The sequence below is a fragment of the Longimicrobium sp. genome, from assembly GCF_036387355.1.
Taxonomy (GTDB): Bacteria; Gemmatimonadota; Gemmatimonadetes; order Longimicrobiales; family Longimicrobiaceae; genus Longimicrobium.
Genome location: NZ_DASVTX010000305.1, coordinates 1 through 5,227 on the forward strand (window position 1 = coordinate 1; position 5,227 = coordinate 5,227).

Annotated in this window: 4 protein-coding genes and 1 pseudogene; 2 read left to right on the forward strand and 3 right to left on the reverse strand. The window is 69.9% G+C overall.

The features are described from left to right. Positions 1-998 (forward strand): annotated as a pseudogene (locus VF665_RS13205) (glycine dehydrogenase (aminomethyl-transferring)); the annotation flags it as partial. A gap of 733 nt (positions 999-1,731) precedes the next feature. After that, positions 1,732-2,166, forward strand: a complete 435-nt coding sequence (locus VF665_RS13210) for an OsmC family protein (RefSeq protein WP_331053899.1) — start codon at positions 1,732-1,734, stop codon at positions 2,164-2,166. Positions 2,167-2,574: 408 nt separating this feature from the next. Here VF665_RS13210 and VF665_RS13215 read toward each other — a convergent pair whose 3' ends face one another. The 3 genes from VF665_RS13215 to VF665_RS13225 are packed head-to-tail and all read right to left on the reverse strand — an operon-like array spanning position 2,575 to position 4,920. Further along, complete coding sequence (locus VF665_RS13215) at positions 2,575-3,540, reverse strand: beta-ketoacyl-ACP synthase 3 (RefSeq protein ID WP_331053900.1); 966 nt, start codon at positions 3,538-3,540, stop codon at positions 2,575-2,577. A 14-nt stretch (positions 3,541-3,554) separates the two neighbouring features. Beyond that, a complete protein-coding gene (gene trxA / locus VF665_RS13220) occupies positions 3,555-3,995 on the reverse strand; it encodes a thioredoxin (RefSeq protein WP_331053901.1) in 441 nt (146 codons plus the stop codon). 10 nt (positions 3,996-4,005) lie between these two features. Further along, positions 4,006-4,920 (reverse strand): sulfurtransferase, encoded by a 915-nt coding sequence (locus VF665_RS13225; RefSeq protein WP_331053902.1) that lies wholly within the window; start codon positions 4,918-4,920, stop codon positions 4,006-4,008. Between the last annotated feature and the right edge of the window lie 307 nt (positions 4,921-5,227).

A 5,227-nucleotide genomic window follows, 5' to 3' on the forward strand; every position in this document is an offset into this window, starting at 1 on the left:
CGGGCGATGTCGATCTGGCCGATCTGCGCGTGAAGGCGGATCAGCACAAGGACGACCTCGCGGCGTTGATGATCACCTACCCGTCAACGCACGGCGTGTTCGAGACCACGATCCGCGAGATCTGCGACATCGTGCACCAGCGCGGCGGGCAGGTGTACATGGACGGCGCCAACATGAACGCGCAGGTGGGGCTGTGCCGTCCGGGCGACTTTGGCGCGGACGTGTGCCACCTGAACCTGCACAAGACGTTCTGCATTCCGCACGGCGGCGGCGGCCCGGGCATGGGCCCCATCTGCGTGGCGGAGCACCTGGCGCCCTTCCTTCCCGGCCACCCGGTGATCCCCGTGGGCGGTGGCGCGGCGGTGTCCGCGGCGCCGTGGGGCAGCCCCAGCATTCTTCCCATCAGCTACATCTACATCCACCTGATGGGGGCGGAGGGGCTCAAGCGCGCCACGGAAGTCGCGATCCTGAACGCCAACTACGTCGCGCAGCGGCTTCAGGAGCACTACCCGGTGCTGTACCGCGGCGCCAACGGCACGGTGGCGCACGAGTGCATCATCGACCTGCGCCAGCTCAAGGCGTCGGCGGGGATCGAGGTGGAGGACGTGGCCAAGCGGCTGATGGACTACGGCTTCCACGCGCCCACCGTCTCCTTCCCGGTCGCGGGGACGATGATGATCGAGCCCACGGAGAGCGAGTCGCTGGGCGAGCTGGACCGCTTCTGCGAGGCGATGATCAGCATTCGCGAGGAGATCCGCGAGGTGGAGCTGGGCATCATGGACCGGCACGACAACCCGCTCAAGCATGCGCCGCACACCGTCGCCGCGGTGACGGGAGACGAGTGGAGCCACGCGTACAGCCGCGAGCGGGCGGCCTTCCCCGCGCCGTTCGTGCGGGAGCGCAAGTTCTGGCCGCACGTGGCGCGCGTGAACAACGCCGCAGGCGACCGCAACCTGGTGTGCAGCTGCCCGCCCATGGAGATGTACGCGGAAGCCTGATCCGCGACTTCGTGGATGGTTGATGACAGATCGGCCCGGCTCTCCGTCCGAGAGCCGGGCCGGTTGTTCTTTTCGGACGGGATGGAGGCTCGGTGGGACTGGATGATCAGGATGGAGGCGGGTGGTGCGGCGGAGGGTGTGGCCCTCACCCGTCCGCGCTGAGACGCGTCCACCCTCTCCCACGAACCGATGTGGGAGAGGGGGCACACGGCAACTACGCCCCTCCCCCAGCCCCTCCCCGCGCAAACAGCCGCGCGGAGAGGGGGGATCCACCCCGTATCTCGCGTCTGGGATGCAGTTGAAGCCCCGAACGGCGCGCCTGTGGCGCCGTGTCGGGGCTTACCGCTTCTGGAGCGGCGGATTCATCCGCTCAAGAGAGTTCGACAAGACTGTGCCCAACACACCGATTCTCCGCCCCAACAACCCTCCCCCAGTCTGTTTGGGGGAGGGTGGGTGAGTAGTGCGAACCCGGGTGGGGGCCGCCGTGGGATCCGCGACGCTCACCGATCCCCCGGCGCTCCTACTAAAGTCGTACTAACTCATCCTGAATTAGTAGATGTCGCCGCAGATCTACTAATCTGTCTCAGACTAGTACAAGATTAGTAGTTGAGCACGGGGTGGAAGACGGAGAGGTGCCTTGTCCGGTGACCACGGTTGCACTGGACGGCACAGCGCGGACCCTCTACCATGCGGGTCGCAATCAGCTAATACAAACCGACCCACGGAGACGCAGATGCCAGAGGGAGTACCAGTAGATCACCCTATCGAGGTCACGTGGGAGGGCGGAATGCGCTACCGCGGCGGCCGGCCCGGCGGGCCCTCGCTGGTGGTGGACGGCAACAGCGAGGCGGGGCCCACGCCCGTGGACACGCTCATCATCGCCATGGCCTCGTGCAGCGCCATCGACGTGGTAGACTACCTGGAGAAGCGCCGCACGCCGCCCACTTCCGTGCGCGTTTTCGTGCAGTTTTCCCGCGCACCGTCGCCGCCGCGGCGGGTCACGCAGGCGCGGCTCACCTTTCACGTCGCGGCGGACTCGCCGCTGGAGCACGTGGAGCGCGCCGCCCAGCTCTCCTTCGACAAGTACTGCTCCGTCAGCAACTCGCTCGCGCCGGACACCGAGTTGAGCTTCGACGTCCAGCTCAGCCCGGCGGCCGCGGAGGGCTGAGCCTCATTGGAGGCCGAAGGACCCGGGGTGGGACCCGTGGCTTGAATCCGCCGAGCCCAGGACGGCGGCCCAGGTTCGGAATGCGTACCGGCACGACTGTCCTTGAGCGACGGAGCGTGCGTGTCATTCTGAAGGAGGCGCCGCGGCGAGCGTCCGACTGCACGGACTCCGGCGCCGACTGAAGAATCCCGCGCCACGGCGTCCCAAGCACGACGTGCTGCGCGGCGCGCGTCGGGAGTCGCGGACGCGGGGAAGAGGCTGGGGCACGCTGCGCCGGCCAGCGTCCCGGCCGATGCTTCGGCCCGGGATCCTTCGGTCGCACGAAGTCCGGCGCGGCCGGAGAGAACGGCGTGGCGCTCCCTCACGATGACGCTCAGGGGCCGAGGTGAGCCCCGCCGGGTGACCGCGTCAGCCGAGGACGGCGGCGCCGGCCGTGGCCCCCGCGCCAAAGCTGACGAGGAGGACGGGGCCGCCACCGGTGCGTCCCGCGCGCACGGCTTCGTCCAGCGCGATGGGGATGGTGGCCGCGCCGGTGTTGCCGTAGCGGTCGATGTTGATGAACACGCGGTCCGCGTCCAGCTCCAGTTCGCGGATCAGCCCCTCGATGATGCGCAGGTTGGCCTGGTGCGGCACCACCAGGCCCACGTCGGACAGCGACAGCCCGGCGCGCTCCAGCGCCGTCTGCGCCTGCACCGCCATGGTGCGCACCGCGGCCTTGAACAGCCGCGTTCCCTCCATCCGCAGCAGGTGCGCGCCCTCGTCCAGCACCTCCGCGTTGAACGGGCGCAGCGCGCCGCCAGCGGGACGCTGCAGGGCATCGGCCAGCCGCCCGTCCGCCCACCACGACGTGCTGCGGATGGCGAGCGGCCCCGGGTCGCGCACCAGCACCACCGCCCCGGCGCCGTCCCCGAACAGCGGCCCGGTGGACGGGTCCGCGCGGTCCGTCACCGTCGACAGCTTTTCCACCCCGATCACCAGCGCAGCGGCGCCGTGCCCGGAGCGCAGCAGCGACTCGCCCAGCACCAGCGCGTACAGCCATCCCGCGAACCCCGCTTCCACGTCAAAGCAGGCCGCGCCAAACGCCCCCAGAGCCGCCTGCACTTCGCAGGCGGTGGGGGGCGTAAGGTGGTCCGGCGTGGTGGTGGCGACGATGACGACGTCCAGCGCCTCGGGCGCGAGCCCCGCCGCCCCCAGCGCGGCGCGCGCGGCCGGGAGCGACATGGCCGCGGCGCCCTCTCCGTCCGCGGCGGCGCGGCGTTCGTGGATGCCGGTGCGGCGGATGATCCACTCCTCCGACACGCCGGCCAGCGCCGCCAGTTCCGCGTTGGCCAGCACCCGGGCGGGGAGAAAGCGCCCGGTTCCCGCCACGCGCACGGGTACTCCGTCCGTCAGCGGAGGGCCGCGTCGATCAGGGCGTTCAACCGCGTGCGGGGAATGGCGCCCATCTCCCGCGCCGTCTCCCGTCCGCCGTTCATGACGACGAGGGTGGGGATGGAGCGGATGTTGAAGCGCATCGACACCGTGGGATTGCGGTCCGTATCCACCTTGGCCACCAGCACCGTCCCCATCCGCTCCCGCGCCGCCATGTCCAGCACCGGCGCCATGATCTTGCAGGGCCCGCACCAGTCGGCGTAGAAGTCCACCACCACCGGAACGGGCGAATCCGCCACGACGCGGTCGAACGAGGCGTCGGTCAGGTACATGGGATGGTCGAGCGCGATGGCCTGCTTGCACTGCCCGCAGCGCGGGCCGTCCGCGGCGCGTGCCAGGTCCACCCGGTTCAGCCGTCCGCAGTGGTTGCAGGCGACGGTCGCCCTGGTTTCCGCCATCATCCCCTCCTCAGCGCTCCACCGGGAACTCAGCGCCCCGGCGGCTCCAGTCGATGAACGACCCGTCGTACATGCGCACCGTGCGCTCCAGGTAGCGGGCGATGAAGTACGTCATGCTGGCCTGCACGCCGGTGCGGCAGTAGACCACTACGGTGTCGCGCTGCGCCGCGTCCGCCAGGGTAAAGGCGGAGGCCAGCACCTCGGGCGAGCGGAGGCGCGGGTCCGTTTCCGACCGCAGCGCCGTGCGCCAGAAGATGTTGTGCGCGCCGGGAATGTGACCGGGGCGGGTGATGCCCTCGCCCGGCGTCTGCCCGGTGAACTCGGCCGGCGGACGCGCGTCGATGAGCACCACACTGCTGTCCGCGCGATGCTGGTTCACCCAGGCGGCGTCCACCACCAGTTCCCTGCGCGGGCGCACCGTGAGCGAGCCCGTGCGCGCGGCGGGGGCTTCCGTGCTCACGGGGCGGTTCTCGGCGCGCCACGCCTCCAGCCCGCCGTCCAGCAGCGCATGGTCCTGGTGCCCGGCGTAGTCCAGTGTAAAGAAGGCGCGGGCCGCCAGCAGCCCCTGAAGGTCGCCGTACAGGACCACGCGCGAGTTGTCGGAGATGCCCGCGGCCTCCAGCGCGGTTTCCAGCGCGGCGGCGTCGGGAAGCTCGTTGGGGTTGCCGTCGCGCTCGGTGACGATGGACGACAGCGGCAGAAACCGCGCGCCGGGAATGTGCCCCGCGTCGTACGAGGTGCGGTCGCGCCCCACGTGCACCACTACGACGCGCGGATCGTTCAGCCGGGCCGCCAGGCGCTCGGTGCTTACGAGCAGCGACTCGTTCCACTGGGGAAGCGGATACGCTTTTGGACGTGCGATGGGGCACCCCGCCGTCCCCAGGACGACGGCGGACAGGGCGGCCAGCAGAAGCGGCTTGCGCATGGAGGTAGTCTCGGGCGACGGGTCGGAGCACGCCGGCGGCGCCGGCACGGGCTCAGCGTAGTGCTGGAGGCCAAGGTTATGCAAGGCGCGGGCGAGCGGAAAGGGAAGGGAAGGGAAGTGCGTGAGTGCTGGGTGCGTGAGTGCGGGAGACGGCAGTACGAAAGTACGAAAGTACGAGAGTACGAGAGTGCGAGAGTGCGAGAGTGCGAGTGCAATGCCCCCGTTCGCTGTACCAGTTATTGTGGGAGTGTGCTGGAGCTAGCAATCTCCTCGTTGTGTGTCTTGGAGTGGGGGGGGGGGGGGGGGG

What these genes read in the sequence shown, in the direction of transcription:
- VF665_RS13210 (WP_331053899.1), top strand. Translation starts at nt 1,732, where the DNA reads ATGCCAGAGGGAGTACCAGTAGATCACCCTATCGAGGTCACGTGGGAG.
- trxA (WP_331053901.1), bottom strand. Translation starts at nt 3,995, where the DNA reads ATGGCGGAAACCAGGGCGACCGTCGCCTGCAACCACTGCGGACGGCTG.
- VF665_RS13225 (WP_331053902.1), bottom strand. Translation starts at nt 4,920, where the DNA reads ATGCGCAAGCCGCTTCTGCTGGCCGCCCTGTCCGCCGTCGTCCTGGGG.